We start from the raw sequence: 15,916 nt of genomic DNA, 5'->3' as shown, positions 1-15,916 counted from the left end.
GAATGGCGGTCTGCACCCGCGCCATCGCTTGATTTATGTTCCAGTTGGACCCATTCGGCCTCTCCCCCGACGCAGTATGAGGACCGAGATGGCGGATAGCGGCCGAGCCCAGCGGGCGACCAGCGGAATTGCCAATCCGCCCAAGCTGGCCGATCACAGCGCCGACAAGCGGATGATCGTGCTGATGGCGATGGCGCTGGTCACCGGCACCGGCGGCGCCGCGGCGGCGTGGGTGCTGCTGAAGCTGATCGCGATCGTCACCAATCTGATCTGGTACCAGCGGCTTTCCGCGGAATCGCTGCCGATCGCGGCCGCCGCGACCGGACCGGTGGTGGTGCTGGCGCCCGTGCTCGGCGCGCTGGTCATCGGGCTGATGGCGCGCTTCGGATCAGACAAGATCCGCGGCCACGGCATTCCCGAGGCGATCGAAGCGATCCTGTACGGCGAAAGCCGGCTGTCGCCCAAGGTCGCGCTGCTGAAGCCGATCTCGTCGGCGATCTCGATCGGCAGCGGCGGCCCGTTCGGCGCGGAGGGCCCGATCATCATGACCGGCGGCGCGATCGGATCGCTGTTCGCCCAGCAATTTCGGCTGACCGCAGCCGAGCGCAAGACCCTGCTGGTGGCGGGCGCCGCGGCCGGGATGACCGCGATCTTCGGCACGCCGCTGGCCGCGATCCTGCTGGCGGTCGAGGTGATGCTGTTCGAATGGAAGCCGCGCAGCTTCGTGCCCGTAGTGGCAAGCGTGCTGACCGCGCTGGCGTGGCGGCCGCTGCTGATCGGCTCCGGCCCGCTGTTCGCCTTCGCCGGCACGTTGGGAGAGTCCGGGCCGACGCTGCTGATCGCGGCGCTGATGGGCTGCATCGCCGGCGCGGTCGCGGCGCTGCTGTCGACGATGCTCTACCGGATCGAGGATGGCTTCCACAGCCTGCCGGTGCACTGGATGTGGTGGCCGGCGATCGGCGCGGTGGCGGTCGGCATCGGCGGCCTGATCGAGCCGCGCGTGCTGGGTGCGGGCTATGGAAACATCCAGGACCTGCTCGACGGGCGGCTGCTGATGGGGGCGATGGTCCTGCTGTTTGCGGCCAAGGCGATCGTGTGGCTGATCGCGCTGGGATCGGGCACGTCCGGCGGCATCCTTGCGCCATTGCTGATCATCGGCGGCGCGTTCGGCGGGATTTTGGGCCATTGGCTGCCCGGCGGCAGCGGCCCCTGGGCGATGATCGGCATGGCCGGCGTGATGAGCGCGTCGATGCGGGCGCCGCTGACCAGCGCGATCTTCACCGTCGAGTTGACCGGCCATTTCACTGCACTGCCGGCGACCGTTGCCGCTTCAGGCGCGGCGTTTGCGGTCGCGGTGCTGGTGTTGAAGCGCTCGATCCTGACCGAGAAGGTGTCGCGGCGCGGCCGTCACATCAGCCAGGAATACAGCATCGATCCGCTCGCGCTTGGCCTCGCCGGCGACCTGATGACCGCGAAGCCCGACACGCTGCCGGAAGACATGACCATCGCCGAGGCGCTTCAGTTTTTCGAGGCCGGCGCCAGGCACCGCAGCTATCCGGTGGTCGATTCCGCCGGACGGCCGATCGGCCTTGCGTCGCGCTCCGATGCGCTGCGCTGGAGCCAGGGCGAAGGCGATCTGGATGCGACGATCGGCGAGCTCCTGTCCGACCGGTCGCTGCCGGTGGCGACGCGGATGACGCCCGCGAACCAGGTCGCGAACATGATGATCACCGAGAATATGGGCCGCATCTGCGTCGTCGATTCAAAGACCGGCAAGCTGCTCGGCATCGTCGCGCGCCGCGACCTGCTCCGCTCCCGCGCCGAATCCCTGCGCGCAGAGCGGGAACGGCAAGTTTAGAGCGGCTGTCGATCAACCAGGTCGCTCGTCCCGAGCGTAGTCGAGGGGCGCTGCTCGCGGACCAGTGCAAGCGCCCCTCGACTACGCGCTACGCGCTCCGCTCGGGACGAGCGACTAAACCGGTCTGAGCACAAATTCCTCAGGGGCAGTTCCCCGGCTTCGGCGCCGGATCGCCCGCGCCGCGCACTGCCCAGCCGCCGCCCAGATTGTACGCCTGGCCGACGCCGACCCGCTGCATCGCCTGGCAGGCCGTCGCCGCCGCGATCGCTTCGACCGCGACACCGCGCTCGGCCGCGCGGCTGGTGTAGAGCGCGCGACGCTTGATGTTGATCTGCTCGACCTCGGCCTTGACCGCGTCGGAGACGGAGCCGCGCACGCCCAGATAGCCGTCCGCGCGCTCGCCGACCTGACCGGCCGCCATCGCCGCGCTGACGCCGCCCTGCGCCCATGCCGCGCCGGCCAGCCCGATCAGCGCGACGCCGAGGCCGCCAAGGATGATTTTGCCAAATCTGGTCATTTCGGAAACAACTCCGGGTTATTCTCGATGATATCCTGCGCGTCGCGCTGGAGCTTCACGAGCACTTCCTGCTTCACATTGACGTTCAGGTTGATCTCGATCGGCTTGTCGGGCGCCGTGACCTGCACGCAGCCGCTTACCCCGATCAGGATCGCCAGAGGTCCTGCCCATCGCATGCCGCGATGGCTCGCACCCCCGTTCCGTGGCGTCAACTCATGTGTCTTCATCGCTTATTCTCGCTGTCGGAGGGCTGAACGGGCGGTTTTTCCGCCTGAAAGGCCGGACCGAGCCGGTCCTGGATCAACAGGCTGGGATCGGAGAAGCTCCGTGCGCTGGAAATCAGGCCGCGGAAGGGCGCGCGGATACGGATGTTGAAGATGAAGGGCAGCGCCTGCAGCTGCTTCGCCAGCTGTCCGCCTACGCGCGCGATCAGCCCGGTCGCGACCGGCTGGATCGTGCCGCGGCTGACGCCGTTGAAGCGGATCTCGCTGACCATTTCGCCGTCGAGCTTGCCGTTCAGATCGATCGTCATCGCTTCGTATGCGATCGATTTCAGCGCATCGAACGCAATCCCGCCCCAGATGCCGAGATCGGCGTTCGAGACTTCGCCGACATAGGCGAGCGTCCCGCCCGGCGCGCGCGAGACGAGCGAACCGGCGACGATGCGCCCGCCGTCGCGATCGAAGATCATCGGCAAGGTGCCGTCGAACGTGCCGGTCGCGCTGACATTGTCGAATTCGAGCTTGTTGATCAGCTTGGCGGCGTCGAGCCCGGCGATATCGAAGGTCAGGTGCCGCGCCGCCTCCTCGGAGAAGTCGAGCACGGTCGGCCGCAGCGTCAGCGTCCCGCCGGCAAGCGGCCAGCGCGCGCTGTCCACCGCCACCTTCAGCTCCGGCAGCAGCCGGTAATGCACGACCCCGTCCTCGACCATGATGCCCGGATTGACGGTGGCGACGGTCAGCAGCTGGTCCGGCGCGGTGACGAGCCCGAGCAGGTCGGTGAACCGGATGTCGGTCCTGATGCCGGTCGCCGGACCGAATGGCGCCGCGAGCGAGTCGGCGGCGACGTGGAACAGCCCGGTGCTGGTCACGCCCTCGGCATTCCATGCGATCCGGCCCTGCCCGCTGAGCGTCCCGTTCACGTCGGCGACGATGCCCAGCGTCAGCCGGGTGAGCTTTTCCGGCTGGAGGGCGGGTCCGAAGCGGATGCCGGCGACGTCGATATCGGCGCTGCCGGTGCCGTGGCCGAGGTCGTGGCGCAGGTCGACGGCCGCGATCCGCGCGCCGCTTTGCGGCTCGAGCAGCGTGCCGGTCGCCGTGAGCGCATTGCCGCGAATGGCGAGCGCGACGTCGCGCGAGACCAGCGGGTTGAAGCGCGACGGGTTGGCCTCGTCCGAAAGCGTGAGGCCCCCGGACACGGTGAGGCCGCCGTTCGCGAAGCGCCACTGCCCGGCCGCATCGCTGACGATCAGCGGCACCTTGCCGATCTGGCCCGACGCGCCGGCAAAGCGGCCGCCGATCCCCTGCCCCGCCGTGCTGTTCAGCTCCGACACGTCGAGCCGGCTGACTGCGTCGCCGGAACCGAGGCGCGCGGCGAGGCCGGCAATGCGGAAGCCCGAGCCGTCGAACCGCGCCCGGTCCGCCGCCAGCATGATCGCGCTGGATCCAAGCGTGCCGCGCAGCCGCGGCGCCTCGATCGTGCCCGCCACCCGGCCGTTCGCGACCAGCGCCGGGCCCGCGGGACACAGCCGAAGCTTCGCGGGCTCGAGCGTCAGGCCCGCGACGGTCAGGCTTCGGAAGCCGAGCGGCGCGCAGCCAGGATTGAGGATCAGGCCGCCCGGTCCAAGCCGGCCCTGGAGCGGCAGCGTCGCTTCCTCGATTCGGCCGCCGGCGAGCGGGCCGCTGAGCTTCAGCACCGTGGCGAAACGGCCATTGTCGAACCGCACCGGCGCCACCGCAACGCTTGCGCCCCCGGACTCGAACGCCGCCATCTGGACGAGCGCGGAGACCGGAGCGCCGGGTGCGCTCTGGTGCAGCTCGGCAAGGATGCGCGGCACGCCGTCGCCGGTCAGTGCAAGCTGCCCGTCGATCTGCAGCGTCCCGGCGCCGGGCCAGACCAGCCGTGCGCCTTCGCCGCCCGAGAAGCGCAGCTGCGCCCCGCCGCCGGTCAGCTCTGCCGAGGCGATCCGCACCGAGCCCGCGCCGCCCCGCGTCGCCAGGCTGAGGCTTGCGTGCAGGTCCGACGACCGCTCCGCCGCCGTCGCGACGCGCGCGAATGCCTGGGCGAGCGGCGCAAGCGGGGTGCCGGCGACGCTGTCGGCAAAGCCGTTCAGCCGCGGTGCGCTCGCCAGCGACACCGCGCGTGCGGTCAGGCCGCCGTCGAAGCGAATGCTCGTCGCGGCGGTGGCCGGCTCTTCGCCCAGCCGTTCGGCACGCGCCGCCTCGACGACATAGCTTCCGCCCAGCTCGGCATGCGGCGTGCGCGCGGGCGGCCCGGATACGCCGAGACCGACCAGCCGCAGCGAGCCGGCGGTCTTCCCCGCATTGCCGGCGAAGTCGATCTGCCCGCGCGCGCCATCGGCTGACCAGTCGCCTACCGTCACCTCTTTCGAGGCGAGCTTCGCCTGCCCGCGCCACCCGTCCAGCGCCGGACGCAGCGTCGCGTCGAGATTGGCCGAGAGCGCGGCGATCCGCACGTCGCCGCAGACGAGCGATCGCACGTTCGCGGGCCCGGTGAAATTCGGCTGCGCGGCATGGGTCGTGACGGTGCCTTGCAACGCAAGGCCGCTCACGGTGCAGCCGGAAAGATCGAGCGCCGGCGCGGTCGCCGCATAGCGCCCCACAAAGGCATCGGCGAGATTGCCGCGCCCGTCGATCCTCAGGCTGACCGGCCCTGCCGGCGTGTCGAGCGCAAGCCGCGCGTCGTCGAGGGCAACGCGCAGGTCGGGCAGCCGGAACGGCGCACCGGTCGGGGCCGGCAGCAATTTGTCGACCGCGCCCAGCCGCAGCCGCCCGTCGGCCAGCCGGCCGTGCAGCCGCACGCCGCCGGCGCGGATTTCCCGCACGGACGGCGTCCCGAAGGTCGGGGTCAGATCGACCTCCACCCAGTCGGCGGTCAGGTCGGGCGCGCGCGGGTCGCCGATGACGACGCCTTCCAGCCGCTGCGTCCTGAAGCCGATGCGCTTCACTTCATAGCGCGCCGGCACGCCGCGCCGGGCGAGCTCGCGGTCGATCAGGTCGGTCGCGATCGGCTCGCGCGCCAGCCACAGGCCAAGCAGCGTCAGCGCGACGAACACGAGCAGCGCGATCAGGATCGTGCGCCCGCGCCGCCGCCGCTCCCGCACCATCGGTTCCTCGGGATTCGCGTCGGCCATCACTTCGGCATTTGCTCCCGCGCGAACAGCTGCTTAAGTCTGGCCGCGATGACGGGGGAAGACGAGGGGGCCGGCCACCGCGCGCGTCTGCGCGAGCGGCTGCTGCGCGGCGGTGCCGACGCGCTGCTGGACCATGAAATCGTCGAATATCTGCTCGCCCTCGTCATTCCGCGCCGCGATACCAAATCGCTTGCGAAACGCTTGCTGAACGAATTCGGTGGCATCGGCGGATTGTTCGCCGCGGATGCCGAGGCGATCGAAAGGGCCGGCTTCAGCGAAACGGCGGTGGCGTCATTGAAGATCGTCAACGCAGCCGCTCTCAGGCTTTTGGCCGCAGAGATCAAGGCGCGGCCAATCATGAACAGCTGGGACGCGCTGCTCGACTATCTGCGCGCGGACCTCGCGCACCTGGGCGTCGAGCGGGTTCGGGTGCTGTTCCTGAACGCGAAGAACATGCTGATCCGCGACGAACTGATGAGCGAAGGCTCGACCAGCGAAGCGGCCATGTATGCGCGCGAAGTGATCCGCCGCGCCATCGACCTGCACGCGTCCAGCCTCATCCTCGTCCACAACCACCCGAGCGGCGACCCGTCCCCGTCACGCCAGGACATCGCCGTCACCCGCGACATCGTCGAGGCAGGCAAGCGCCTCGGCATCCAGGTGCACGACCATGTGATCATCGGCGCGCAAGGCCATAGCAGCATGCGCGCGATGGGGTTGTTGTAGCCGGGAGCTTCCCCTCCCGGAAAGGGAGGGGGTCAGTGTCGGCGCGTCGACCCTTACGTCAGGTTGCCGCCACCGCTCGGCGGATCGTCGTCGAAATCCTCGCCCGGATTGCCGCCGCCGGCGCCCGAGCCCGATCCGTGCACTTCGCCATTGTCGGCGATGAAGGGCCGCTTGCCCCGGTCGCCCTGCTCCTGTTCGGGTGAGCGCGGCTGCTCGCGATCCATCGTATCGGACGGCCGCGCGGCATCGCCGGGCAGCTGGTGCTCGGTGGAGATGTTGCGGTCCTCGGTCATGCCAGCTTGAACCCTTCCTTGTTCATCGCCGCGGTCAGCGCCTTGTTCTGTTCGGGGCTCAGCTTCGCCTTCAGCTTCGGGAAGATCTTGTCCTCTTCCTCGCGCACATGCTCCTCGACCGCGCTGCGGAACTCGCCGACCTTGGTCATGAAGGCGGGCGAATCCTTAGGCATGTTGTCGAGGTCGTAGAGGAACTGCTTCACATAGCCGTGATCGTGGTTCAGGTGATCGGCCTCTTCGGTCTGGCCGGAATCGCGCAGGCACGGATAGACCGCATTCTCTTCCTCGATCGCGTGCTTGGCGAGGGCATGCTTCAGCTGCATCAGCAGCATCGAACGCTTGGTCGTGTTCTTGTCGGTGGTCGCCTGCATCGCGTCGAACAGCTTCATCGTCGCGGCATGTTCGGCGGCGAGCGCCTGATCCCAATCGCCGGCCATCATCGTCGGCGCCTGCACCGCCGCCTTGCGGCCGAGATTGGCCATCAGCCCGACGGCAACGCCCGCCGCGGCCGCGCCGATCAACGCGCCGGTCGAGCCGCCGCCCTTTCCATTCTCGCCATTCTTCGAGCGGGAACGCGTGGACTTGGACGCTGCTTCGGTCGCCATCGATCATCTCCTGAAAGGTTGAGCCCTTGCCCGTCAAAACCCCCGGGCGGAGCGCTCGTTCCCCCTGCGGAACCCGCCGTGCGGCAAAGGGTTGAGCCGCGCAGCGCAACAGGAGGACCCGTGATGAAAAGCGTGACCGCGATTGCACTGCTGGCGCTGACCGGGACGGTGCCGGCCATGGCTCAGAACGCGCCGCAGACGCCCGGACTCCATGCCCGAACTGCCTCGGCCACCTATGCCTCGATGGCGGCGTCGTCCGACAATTACGAAATCGAATCCAGCAAGCTGATGCTGGGCGCGGCGACGAACCCCGACGTGCGACAGTTCGCGCAAATGATGATCGACGACCATACGCGCACCAGCGCCCAGCTGATGGCTGCGGCCAGGGCGGCGAACGCCGGCACGACCAACCTGCTGCCGCCCGAAGCCGCGATGCTGAAGGCCCTGCGCGCCGCCGGCAAGGACAACATGGAACGGCTGTATGTCGACCAGCAGGTGAAGGCGCACGAAAAGGCGCTGGCGCTGCACCAGGGCTATGCCGACCAGGGTGACAATCCCGGCCTGAGGGCGGTCGCCGAAGCCGCGGTGCCGATCATCCAGCACCATCTGGACGAAATCCGCCGCATCCAGAGCGCGATGGGCGCGCCCGCGCCCGACTGATCAGATCGCCGCCGTCACTCCGCGTTCGGTGATGTAGCCGGTCACCAGCCGCGCCGGTGTGACGTCGAAGGCCGGATTGTGGACCGGCGAGCCGGTGACCTTGACCGCCGCAAACGCGCCGTCGGCGGTCGGCCCCGTGATCCAGGCCAGTTCGTCGCCGCTGCGGTCCTCGATCGGCACCTCATCGCCCGAAGCGAGGCTGCGGTCGATCGTGGTGTAGGGCAGCGCGACATAGAAGGGCACGCAATTGTCGTGCGCGGCGAGCGCCTTCAGATAGGTGCCGATCTTGTTGCACACGTCGCCGTTCGCGGTGACGCGGTCCGTGCCGACGATCACCAGGTCGACCTCGCCCCGCTGCATCAGCAGCCCGCCGACATTGTCCGCGATGACGCTGTGCGGGACGCCGTGGCCGGACAGCTCGAACGCGGTCAGCAGCGCCCCCTGGTTGCGCGGCCGCGTCTCGTCGACCCACACATGCAGCGGCATACCCTGATCGTGCGCCAGATAGATCGGCGCGGTCGCGGTGCCGTAGTCGACCGTCGCGAGCCAGCCGGGGTTGCAGTGCGTCAGGATGTTCAGCGGCCGGTCGGGGTGGCGCGCGTGCAGTTCCTCCAGCAGCGCCAGCCCATGCTTCCCGATCGCGCGATTGAGCGCCACATCCTCGTCGCAGATCGCATCCGCCCGCGCAAAGGCCGCCTCGGCGCGCTCGGCGAGCGGCAGGTTGCGAACGTGATCGCGCACCTGATCCAGCGCCCAGCGCAGGTTGACTGCGGTCGGGCGCGTCTCGAGCAGCTGCGCATAAGCCCGGTCAAGCGACAGCGGATCGCCCCTGAGCGCCATCGCCAGCCCATAGGCCGCGGCCGCGCCGATCAGCGGCGCACCGCGCGTCCACATCTCCCGGATCGCCCGAGCCGCCATTTCGGCCGATGTCAGCTCGACCCATTCGACGGCCCAGGGCAGCTTGCGCTGGTCGAGGATGCGCACGCCGTCCATCGTCCGTGCGACCGAGCGAGCCCATTCGCCGTTCAGCTTCAATGACGGATGCTCTCGAACGTGTCGCCGCGCACCCGGTCGATCAGCTGGACGTGCAGCCCGGCGGCGCGCGCCGCCGCGATCTCGCGGTCATTGTCGGACAGGAACAGGATGTCCGCGGACGGCAGGCCGACCCGTTCGGCAATGGCGCGATAGGAATCGGGCTCCAGCTTCGATCCGATCGACAGGTCGAAAAAGCCCTCGAACAGCGGCGTCAGGTCGCCCGCCTCGCAATGCCCGAACAGCAGCCGCTGCGCCTGCACGGAGCCCGACGAATAGACGAACAGCCGCAGGCCCTGCTCGCGCCAGCGCCGAAGGGCCGCCAGCGCATCGGGATAGATGTGCCCTTTCAGCTCGCCGCTGGTGAAGCCGTCGCGCCAGATCTGCCCCTGGATGCGCTTCAGCACCGGCTCCTTGCGGTCCTCGTCGATCCAGCGTTCGAGCGTCTCGACCGGCACGCCCTCCGCCTCGTCCGGGTGCGCGGCGACATAGTCGCGCATCCGCGCGCGGGCATAGGGGAACAGCGTGTCGGCGACGAACGAGATGCTGCACGTCGTGCCTTCGATGTCGGTCAGGATCGCGCGGATCATGCCGGCTCCAGCCGCGGGAAACGATCGGCGATCGGGTCGCCGGTGAAGTCGCCGACCCAGCCTTCGGGCGTGCGGAAAAAGCGCATTGCGGTGAAATGCGGCCGCGGCCCCATGTCGAACCAGTGGCGCATGCCCGCCGGCACCGAGATCAGGTCCCCGCCTTCGCACCGTACGGCGTAGATGCGCCCCCGTTCGCGCAGCGTGAAGAGGCCGGAGCCCGCGACGAAATAACGCACCTCGTCGTCGGCGTGGCGATGTTCGGACAGGAACTTCGCGCGCATCGCGTCGCGATCGGGATGGTCCGGCGTGACGGAAACGGTGTCCACCGTCGTGTAGCCCTCCGCCCGCAGCGCTTCGCTCCGCGCGTCCTGCTCCGACGCCGGCCATCGCTCGAAACGCACGCCGATCCCGCCCAGCGCAGCCGTGATCGCGTCGGCGTCCCCGGTCGCGCCGACCTCCGCGCCCGCTTCATCGAAGATCGTGAGCCGCGTCATCCCCTGAATCTCCGCTCCGCCAGCTCCGCTTCGGCGAGCCATTCGAGCGCTTCGATCACGCGCTCCGCCTCGGCGATGCTGCGGCCCCACCCATATAGCCCGTGGCCGCGGATCATAAAGGCCGGCGCGCGCCCGATCCGCGGCATCGCCTCGGTCTCGACCGTGGCCATGTCCTGGCTGTTCTCGACGATCGGCACGGCGACGCTGGTGTCGTGCGTGTCGATGCCCGGCAGCGCCTTCAGCAACTCGTGCCCGGCAATCGTCCAGGCGTCGCCGCTCGTGCGCCCCAGCGCGACCGAGACGGCGGCATGGCTGTGCAGCACGGAACGAACGTCCGGAAAGGCGCGGTAGACGGCCAGATGCAGCGCGGTCTCCGCCGAAGGCCGCCGCGGGTCGCCCGAATCCAGCACCATGACGTCGCCGGGTGCCAACCGCCCCTTGTGCGCGCCGGAGACGGTGATCGCGATGCTCCCGTCCTCCAGCCGCGCGGAATAATTGCCCGATGTCGCCGGCGCCCAGCCGCGCGCGTGGAACGCCCGGCCCACCGCCGCCAGCGCCTCGGCTGCTTCGTCGAACGTCATCAATAGGGCGGCGCCTTCAGCGCCCGCTGGGCCTTGCCCGCTTCCGCCCACCATTCGAAATCCGCCGCGAAGCGGGGGAAGGCACGCGCGAGCGCCGCGCCGCCTTCCCCGATCGGTTCAGCCTCCTCGTCGAGCGCCGACTGAATCTGCCCGACCGTGATCGTGCTGGAGACGACGACCATGCCCATTTCGGACAGCGTCCCGTGCCAGGTCAGGTTGGAGCGCGCGCCGGCGATCCGGCCGATCGAATAGCTGGCGATCGCCGCCGGCCGCCAGAACCATTCCTCCAGATAATGATCGGTCAGGTTCTTGAGGCCCGGCTGCGGCCCCCAATTATATTCGCCGGTCACGAACAGGAATCCGTCGGCCGCGCGGATTTTGGCGCCCAGCTCGGCCATGTTGGCCGGCGCCTCGCCTTCGGGATATTCGCGCAGCCGCCGGTCGAGCATCGGCAGCCCGACCGCCTGCGCGTCGATCAGCTCGGCATCGTGCCCGCGCCCGGCCAGCCCGGCGACGCAATAGTTCGCCAGCCGGATGCCGAGCCGGTCGCGCCGGTAGGAGCCGTAGAAGACGAGGAAGCGCATTCCCGCTCCATACGCGCCCGGCGAAGCTTGTCGAAGCCCTCCCTTTCTTTTCTAAGGCGGTCATGAACCCGCTCTACGCCAACATGCCGACCACGATCTTCGAGCATATGTCGGCGCGGGCGCGGGAGACCGGCGCGATCAACCTGGGCCAGGGCTTTCCCGATTCGAACGGGCCGCCGGATGTGGTCGAGGCCGCAGCGCGGGCGCTCACCGAACGGTCGAACCAATATCCGCCGATGGCCGGCCTGCCCGAGCTTCGCGAGGCCGTCGCCGCCCATTACCGGCGCCACCAGCAGCTCGATCTTCGCCCTGAGGAAGTGACCGTCACGTCGGGCGCTACCGAAGCGATCGCCGCCGCGATCCTGGCGCTGGTTGCGCCGGGCGACGAAGTGGTGCTGATCCAGCCGCTTTACGACGCCTATCTGCCGCTGGTCCGCCGCGCGGGCGGCATGGCGAAGCTCGTGCGCCTTGCCCCGCCCGACTGGCGCGTCACCGCGGACGCGCTCGACGTCGCCTTCAGCCAGCGCACCCGCCTCGTCATCCTCAACACGCCGCTCAATCCGGCCGCCACAGTCATGGGCGCCGACGAGCTGGCGCTCATTGCCGAACGAGTGATCGCCTCAGGCGCGGTGCTGATCAGCGACGAGGTGTGGGAGCATGTCGTGTTCGACGGCCTCCGCCACCTCTCGCCGATGGCGCTGCCGGGCATGCGCGAACGGACGGTCAAGATCGGATCGGCCGGCAAGATCTTCTCGCTGACCGGGTGGAAGGTCGGCTGGATGTGCGCCGCGCCGGAGCTTGCCGGCCCCTTGTCGCGCGCGCACCAGTTCCTGACCTTCACGACGCCGCCCAACCTGCAGGCCGCGGCGGCCTATGGGCTCGGCAAGGACGGCAGCTATTTCGAGGCGATGCGCGCCGATTTCGCCCGTTCGCGCGACCGTCTGACGGCGGGCCTGCGCGAGGCCGGCTGGGCCGTGCTGCCGAGCCAGGCCACCTATTTCCTCTCGCTCGACCTCGCAGCTTCCGGCGTGGCGCTCGACGACGTCGCCTTCTGCGAGCGGCTGGTCGCGGAGTTCGGCGTCGCCGCGATCCCGGTCTCGGCCTTCTATGCTGCCGATCCGGTCACGCACATCGTCCGGCTCTGCTTCGCCAAGCGCGACGAGACGCTGGACGCGGCGATCGAGCGGATGGCGCGGGCACGCGCCGCGTTCCGCTGAAGCGACGCGGGGGCCGAAGCCCCCCCGCCTGACTTACATGCCGCCGCGCGGCTTCTTCTTGTGCTTGCCCTTGTGCGCGTCGGTCGTCGCGGCCGAGTCGGTATCGGACGGCGGCGCAGCTTCGGTCGTCGCCGGCTGGGCCGGATCGGGCGCGGTGGCATCCGCCGGAGCAGTCGCGTCCATGGCATCGGCCGGGGTCGGCGCTGCGTCGGGCGTGGCGGTCGGCGCCGGCTCCGGCGGCTGCGTCTGCGCGTAGAGGGCCGAGCCGAGCATCGCAGCGGCAGCAACGAACAGGATCTTCTTCATCAGATTGTCCCCGATAGAGGTGGAGCGGAGCGGACGAAATCAGGCCCGCCCCACGCGCACGACCGGCCTTTTTCGGTGAACGCCAGATTAACCCCGTTTCGCGTCCGCGACGGTCCGTGCGGGGAGTCCGGGCGAAGCGAGCCAGGCTAACAAATGTTGCCTTTTCAGCGAATTATTCGCTCCGTCGTGGCGAGGAAACGGCTGGCCCGAGTTCCGAGGCAGGCATGCGCCGAACCGAAATCGGAGCGCTTGGCGGCAGCTGCGCAATGCCGCTTGATGCGTCCGGGCGCACTCCGGGGTCGTACAGTCATGTTTTCGCGTTTTCTTCGCCTGTCGTCCCACGACATGGCCATCGATCTCGGCACAGTGAACACGCTGGTGTGGGTGCGCGACAAGGGCATCGTGCTGAACGAGCCGTCGGTGGTGGCGCTCGAAACCCGGGACGGCGTGCAGAAGGTCCGCGCCGTCGGCAGCGACGCCAAGCTGATGATGGGCAAGACGCCGGCGAACATCCGCGCCATCCGCCCGTTGCGCGACGGCGTGATCGCCGACCTCGAAGTCGCCGAGCAGATGATCAAGCATTTCATCGAGAAGGCGCAGGGCGGCCGGTCCGCCCTTCCCCGCCGTCCGGAGATCGCGATCAGCGTGCCGTCCGGCTCCACCAATGTCGAACGCCGGGCGATCCGCGATGCTGCCACCAACGCCGGCGCCGGCAAGGTCTGGCTGATCGAGGAGCCGATGTCGGCCGCGATCGGCGCCGACCTGCCGGTGACGGAGCCGGTCGGGGCGATGGTCGTCGATATCGGCGGCGGCACCACCGAGGTCGCGGTGCTGTCCCTGCGCGGCCTCGCCTATAGCGGCTCGGTTCGGGTCGGCGGCGACAAATTGGACGATGCGATCGCCGCGTCCATCCGCCGCCGCCACAACCTGGTCGTCGGCGAAGCGACCAGCGAGCGGATCAAGCATCAGATCGGCACGGCCGCTGCCGACGAAGGGACGGAGCCGCACATGAAAGTGAAGGGCCGCGACCTGGTCGCCGGCAAGCCGCGCGAGATCGAGATCGGGCAGCAGGAGATCGCCGATGCGATCCTGGAGCCGGTCGGCCACATCGTCCATGCCGTCCGCGCCGCGCTCGAACAGACCCCGCCCGAGCTCGCTGCGGACATCGTCGATCGCGGCATCGTCATGACCGGCGGCGGATCGCTGCTGCACGGCCTCGATCGCCGCATCTCCAGAGCCACCGGCCTGCCGGTCGCCGTTGCCAACGACGCGCTGGTCTGCGTCGCCCGCGGCGCCGGCCGCGCGCTGGAGGACCCGAATTATCGCGGCGTCCTGCTGGCGGCCTGATCGGCTTGCGCTTTCGGGGCCAGTCCGGAACCGGCGCCGATCGACTGGGTTGAGCGGGCATGAAGCGGCTCCGCAGGAAAGCAAATATCGCGGGAATCGGCGGCCTGCTGATCGGCGCCGGCATCATGCTTGGCGCGCTCGCCAGCAGCGTCACCACCGACGCGCTGGTCTGGACTCCGCCGCCGCAAATGCCTGTCACGGATGCCGCACCTGCGACTCCTGTCGATCAGGCGAGCGCCGGCAAGGGCTGGGCCCGCACCGCGTTCGACGGCGGCTTGCGCCAATGCCCGAAGATGAACGCCGAGTTCCTTGCCGCCTGCCAGGCGGAGATGAAGAAGCTCGTCGCCCGTCCCGACTTCCCCGCCGGCAGCTATGGCGGGCCGCTGCTGATCACCAAAGTCGAGCCCGTGCCGCCCGCCAATGCCGGCCCGGATGATGAGGCATGGGCGGCGCAGGACCGCCTCGAAACCCCGCCGCCTGCGGTCCTGGAAGCGGACTATCGGCCGCCGCCCCTCCCGGTATCCGACGAGCCTTCTTTTGAACGAACGCCCGAGAATTATCCCGCCGGGCCCGAACCGGCGATCATGACGGCTGACCGAACTGCGCCTTCCACCGGGCGATGATCGACTGAACCTGCGCGGCCTTGACCGGGCCGGTCCTGCGATTGCGCGGACCGTTGACGCCGTCCGCCAGGATGAAGGCGTTCGCGTCATTGTCTTCCAAGGTGATGTTGGCGCCCCCTGCGGTGATGCGGCTGTCCATCGTGTCGGTGCCGGCCACCCGGAACAGGTGATTGCCACGGATGGTGAGCCCGTCGACATTGCCGGTGGTGATGCCGTGCCAGGCGGCGCTGATGATCACATTGTTCTCGATCGTGAAATTGCGATAGCCGAGCCCCTGCGCCCCCAGCCTTTTCTCGTCGCCCGCGAACACGCCCTGCGCCTTGCCGCCAGCCAGGATCAGGTTGTTGCGTATGACGATGTCGTGCGCCGCCACTTCGCCCGGCCGCAGTCCGGTCGTGAACAGCTGGATCGCGTCGGGATGGTCGCCCTTGGAGGGCATGAACTGCTCGAAAAGATTGCCTTCGATCAGAATGTCGCTGCCGCCCTGGATCTGGATGCCCTCGCGGATGCGGCGGAGCTCGTTGTTGCGGAAGCGCACGCCGGTCGAGCGCACCAGGCCCAGATTGCCGGCCATATTCTCGAAGGTCGATCCCTCGATCGTGACGTTCTGGCTGTTCCGGATAGAGGGGCCGCGTACGTGCAGCTGGCCGTCCTCCGCCTGATAGCCGGTGAAGCGGCAATTCCGGATCGTCAGCCTCTCCGCGTTCGAAGCGACGATCAGCGACTGGACGGCGGGTGTTCCTGGCGGTCCTGAAAAGGTCGCGCCATCGAACGTCACGTTGCGCCAGCCGTCGAGCACGATCGGGCCGAAGACGCCGCCGCGGATCGTCACCGGCGCGCTTGGCCGGAACACCTGCCGGCCGAAGGCGACGGTGCGATCGCCCAGCTCGATCACGCCGCCTTTCTGGTGGCTCGCGAGCAAGGCCTTCCATTCCGCTTCGGAAACGGGCCCGCGGGCCGGCCGCGCACTGCCCCCGCTATTCGTCGGCGCACTGACCGGAGAGGCCAGCAACAGCCCCGCCAGGCTGGCGAGGAACACCGTCGCGGATTTCAGCAGCACCACCGGACACTCTCCCATCGGCGGTCGCCCAGGCGACCGGTCCGGGAGAG

18 protein-coding genes are annotated in these 15,916 nt (G+C 69.1%); 6 read left to right on the top strand and 12 right to left on the bottom strand.

Annotated features, from left to right (window positions below; genetic code table 11):
• Positions 1-88 precede the first annotated feature (88 nt).
• Positions 89-1,858 (top strand): chloride channel protein, encoded by a 1,770-nt coding sequence (locus VFT73_RS08770; RefSeq protein ID WP_326409962.1) that lies wholly within the window; start codon positions 89-91, stop codon positions 1,856-1,858.
• A 139-nt stretch (positions 1,859-1,997) separates the two neighbouring features.
• Here the strand turns inward: VFT73_RS08770 and VFT73_RS08765 are convergent, their stop codons facing one another.
• The 3 genes from VFT73_RS08765 to VFT73_RS08755 are packed head-to-tail and all read right to left on the bottom strand — an operon-like array spanning position 1,998 to position 5,748.
• Positions 1,998-2,375: a DUF1318 domain-containing protein gene (locus VFT73_RS08765; RefSeq protein WP_326409960.1), complete on the bottom strand. Its 378-nt coding sequence runs from the start codon at positions 2,373-2,375 to the stop codon at positions 1,998-2,000.
• Complete coding sequence (locus VFT73_RS08760; protein WP_326409957.1) at positions 2,372-2,551, bottom strand: YnbE family lipoprotein; 180 nt, start codon at positions 2,549-2,551, stop codon at positions 2,372-2,374. The genes VFT73_RS08765 and VFT73_RS08760 overlap by 4 nt, the downstream gene beginning before the upstream one ends.
• Before the next feature lie 47 nt (positions 2,552-2,598).
• The gene (locus VFT73_RS08755) at positions 2,599-5,748 is read right to left on the bottom strand and encodes an intermembrane phospholipid transport protein YdbH family protein (RefSeq protein ID WP_326409955.1); all 3,150 of its coding nucleotides are present in this window, start codon (positions 5,746-5,748) and stop codon (positions 2,599-2,601) included.
• A 48-nt stretch (positions 5,749-5,796) separates the two neighbouring features.
• Between VFT73_RS08755 and radC the strand changes: the two genes are divergently transcribed.
• Complete coding sequence (gene radC / locus VFT73_RS08750; protein WP_326409953.1) at positions 5,797-6,474, top strand: RadC family protein; 678 nt, start codon at positions 5,797-5,799, stop codon at positions 6,472-6,474.
• Between the two features lie 53 nt (positions 6,475-6,527).
• Here radC and VFT73_RS08745 read toward each other — a convergent pair whose 3' ends face one another.
• A complete protein-coding gene (locus tag VFT73_RS08745; RefSeq protein WP_326409952.1) occupies positions 6,528-6,767 on the bottom strand; it encodes a hypothetical protein in 240 nt (79 codons plus the stop codon).
• Positions 6,764-7,372, bottom strand: a complete 609-nt coding sequence (locus tag VFT73_RS08740) for a hemerythrin domain-containing protein (RefSeq protein ID WP_326409951.1) — start codon at positions 7,370-7,372, stop codon at positions 6,764-6,766. The genes VFT73_RS08745 and VFT73_RS08740 overlap by 4 nt, the downstream gene beginning before the upstream one ends.
• 123 nt (positions 7,373-7,495) lie before the next feature.
• Between VFT73_RS08740 and VFT73_RS08735 the strand changes: the two genes are divergently transcribed.
• Positions 7,496-8,032: a DUF4142 domain-containing protein gene (locus tag VFT73_RS08735; protein ID WP_326409949.1), complete on the top strand. Its 537-nt coding sequence runs from the start codon at positions 7,496-7,498 to the stop codon at positions 8,030-8,032.
• On the opposite strand, the gene mtnA is transcribed toward VFT73_RS08735, so the two are convergent.
• From mtnA to VFT73_RS08710, 5 genes are read right to left on the bottom strand one after another with little or no spacing between them, the layout of a single operon-like run.
• On the bottom strand, positions 8,033-9,067 hold the full coding sequence (mtnA, locus tag VFT73_RS08730; protein WP_326409947.1) for an S-methyl-5-thioribose-1-phosphate isomerase: 1,035 nt from the start codon (positions 9,065-9,067) through the stop codon (positions 8,033-8,035). It lies immediately after the preceding gene.
• Entirely contained in the window at positions 9,064-9,654 is a 591-nt protein-coding gene (gene mtnC / locus VFT73_RS08725; protein WP_326409945.1) for an acireductone synthase, read from the bottom strand. The genes mtnA and mtnC overlap by 4 nt, the downstream gene beginning before the upstream one ends.
• Positions 9,651-10,148 (bottom strand): cupin, encoded by a 498-nt coding sequence (locus VFT73_RS08720; protein ID WP_326409943.1) that lies wholly within the window; start codon positions 10,146-10,148, stop codon positions 9,651-9,653. The genes mtnC and VFT73_RS08720 overlap by 4 nt, the downstream gene beginning before the upstream one ends.
• Entirely contained in the window at positions 10,145-10,729 is a 585-nt protein-coding gene (gene mtnB, locus VFT73_RS08715; RefSeq protein WP_326409941.1) for a methylthioribulose 1-phosphate dehydratase, read from the bottom strand. The genes VFT73_RS08720 and mtnB overlap by 4 nt, the downstream gene beginning before the upstream one ends.
• On the bottom strand, positions 10,729-11,313 hold the full coding sequence (locus VFT73_RS08710) for an NAD(P)H-dependent oxidoreductase (RefSeq protein ID WP_326409938.1): 585 nt from the start codon (positions 11,311-11,313) through the stop codon (positions 10,729-10,731). Before VFT73_RS08710 ends, mtnB begins: the two co-directional genes overlap by 1 nt.
• Before the next feature lie 62 nt (positions 11,314-11,375).
• Here VFT73_RS08710 and VFT73_RS08705 point away from each other — a divergent pair, with 62 nt between their 5' ends.
• Positions 11,376-12,530 carry an aminotransferase gene (locus tag VFT73_RS08705; RefSeq protein WP_326409936.1) on the top strand — a complete coding sequence of 385 codons (1,155 nt, stop codon included), beginning with the start codon at positions 11,376-11,378 and terminating at the stop codon, positions 12,528-12,530.
• A gap of 33 nt (positions 12,531-12,563) precedes the next feature.
• On the opposite strand, the gene VFT73_RS08700 is transcribed toward VFT73_RS08705, so the two are convergent.
• A complete protein-coding gene (locus VFT73_RS08700) occupies positions 12,564-12,836 on the bottom strand; it encodes a hypothetical protein (RefSeq protein ID WP_326409933.1) in 273 nt (90 codons plus the stop codon).
• Between the two features lie 309 nt (positions 12,837-13,145).
• On the opposite strand from VFT73_RS08700, the gene VFT73_RS08695 reads away from it, so the two are divergent.
• Both VFT73_RS08695 and VFT73_RS08690 read left to right on the top strand, forming a co-directional pair.
• Positions 13,146-14,183 carry a rod shape-determining protein gene (locus VFT73_RS08695; protein ID WP_326409931.1) on the top strand — a complete coding sequence of 346 codons (1,038 nt, stop codon included), beginning with the start codon at positions 13,146-13,148 and terminating at the stop codon, positions 14,181-14,183.
• A 59-nt stretch (positions 14,184-14,242) separates the two neighbouring features.
• Positions 14,243-14,806 carry a hypothetical protein gene (locus VFT73_RS08690; protein WP_326409929.1) on the top strand — a complete coding sequence of 188 codons (564 nt, stop codon included), beginning with the start codon at positions 14,243-14,245 and terminating at the stop codon, positions 14,804-14,806.
• Here the strand turns inward: VFT73_RS08690 and VFT73_RS08685 are convergent.
• A partial coding sequence (locus tag VFT73_RS08685; RefSeq protein ID WP_326409927.1) for a right-handed parallel beta-helix repeat-containing protein occupies positions 14,766-15,916 on the bottom strand: 1,151 nt, incomplete at its 5' end. The genes VFT73_RS08690 and VFT73_RS08685 overlap by 41 nt on opposite strands.

Source organism: Sphingomonas sp., assembly GCF_035758555.1.
In the GTDB taxonomy this organism is placed as follows: Bacteria; Pseudomonadota; Alphaproteobacteria; order Sphingomonadales; family Sphingomonadaceae; genus Sphingomonas_B.
This window is presented reverse-complemented; position numbering and strand designations above follow the sequence as displayed.